Raw genomic sequence first — 1,677 nt, 5'->3', positions numbered from 1 at the left:
GCTCTGCGGCGGCCCGTCCTCCACCACGCGGCCGCCGTCGATCACCACCACGCGGTCGAACGAGGCCACGGTGGACAGCCGGTGCGCCACCGCCACCACGGTGCGGCCGCGCATCAGGCGCGCCAGCGCCAGCTGGATCTCGTGCTCCGATTCGCTGTCCAGCGCCGCGGTGGCCTCGTCCAGCAGCAGGATGCTGGCGTCCTTCAGGAAGGCGCGGGCGATGCCCAGGCGCTGGCGCTGCCCGCCCGACAGCCGCACGCCGCGCTCGCCTACCAGGGTGTCGTAGCCCTCGGGCAGGGCCTCGATGAAGTCGTGGCAATGGGCCGCGCGGGCGGCCGCCTGCACCTCGGCGAGCGTGGCGTCGGGCCGGCCGTAGCGGATGTTCTCCAGTACCGAGCGGTGCAGCAGCGCGATGTCCTGCGGCACCATGGCGATGGCCTCGCGCAGGCTGTCCTGCTGCACCGTGGCCACGTCCTGGCCGTCGATCTCCACCGTGCCGCCCTGCACGTCCTCCAGCCGCTGGATCAGCGCCAGCAGGGTGCTCTTGCCGGCGCCGGAGGGGCCGACGATGCCCACCCGCTGGCCGGCGGGAATCGCCAGGTCGAAGCGGTGGAACACCGGATGGCCGCCCTGGTCGCTCTCGTAGCCGAAGCACACGCCGGCCAGCCGGATGCTGCCGCCGGCGGGGTGAAACGGCGGCGCGCCGGGCCGGTCGGCCACCTGGTGCGGCCTGGCGATCACGCCCAGCATCTCGCCGATCACCGCGAACTGCTGCGAGGCATCCACCAGCGACAGCGCCAGGTCGCGCGAGCCATGCAGGATGCGGAAGGTCAGCGCGCTGATCACCACCACGTCGCCCGGCGTGTGGCGGCCCAGGCTCCAGCCGTGGATGGCCCAGGCCAGCATGCCGCCGGCCATCAGCCACAGGCACAGGTCGTGCAGCACGCGCGCCTTCTCCAGGTACATCCAGCTGCGGCGCTGGGCGCGGGCCTCGATGCCGAAGGCCTCGCGCAGGCGGCGGTATTCACGCTCGCGCGCGGAGAAGGCCTTCACCGTCCAGATGTTGCTCACCACGTCCACCAGCTCGCCGCCCACCTTGCTGCCCTGCTCGGCGAAGGCCTGGTGCAGCGGCCGGCCGCGGTGGCCCACGCGGGTGATCAGCAGGGCCACCACCGCCACGAAGGCCACCAGCGCGATGGCCATGCGCGGGTCGATGTGCGAGAGCACCACCATGGCGCCGATGAAGTCCACGCATGGCGGCAGGATGTGCCACACGAAGGTGCCGAACAGCGCGCCACTGGCGCCGGCCGTGGCCGTCACGCGGTTGCCCAGCGCGCCCGACAGGTGCTCGGCGAAGTAGCGCATCGGATGCTGGGCCAGGTGGCGGAACAGGTCGAGCCGGATGTCCACGCCGGTGGCCACCACGGTGCGGCAGCCCAGCCAGCCGCCCAGCCGCCACAGCATGCTTTCCGCCGTGATGAGGGCGATGAACAAGGCCAGCCAGCGCCACACGGCATCGACGTCGCGCACGCCCATCGCATCGACGATGAGCTTCATGCCGTACTGCACGCCGACGGCGCAGCCGGCGGCGGTGGCGACCATCGCCAGCAGCCAGCCGAAATGCCACGGCCGCCGCTTCACATAGCCGAAGAGGAAGGCGAGGGGGGAGGGGGTCAC

The 1,677-nt window shown here is 72.3% G+C and carries 1 protein-coding gene; it reads right to left on the bottom strand.

What is annotated here, in order from left to right; all coding sequences use genetic code 11:
- On the bottom strand, window positions 1-1,677 hold a 1,677-nt coding region (locus VO99_RS27405; RefSeq protein ID WP_046116145.1), incomplete at its 3' end, for an ABC transporter ATP-binding protein.

This window comes from Aquincola tertiaricarbonis (assembly GCF_000969605.1).
Lineage (GTDB): Bacteria > Pseudomonadota > Gammaproteobacteria > Burkholderiales > Burkholderiaceae_C > Aquincola > Aquincola tertiaricarbonis.
Note: the sequence above shows the minus strand (reverse complement) of the source record. Positions and strands in the feature narration are given on the sequence as shown.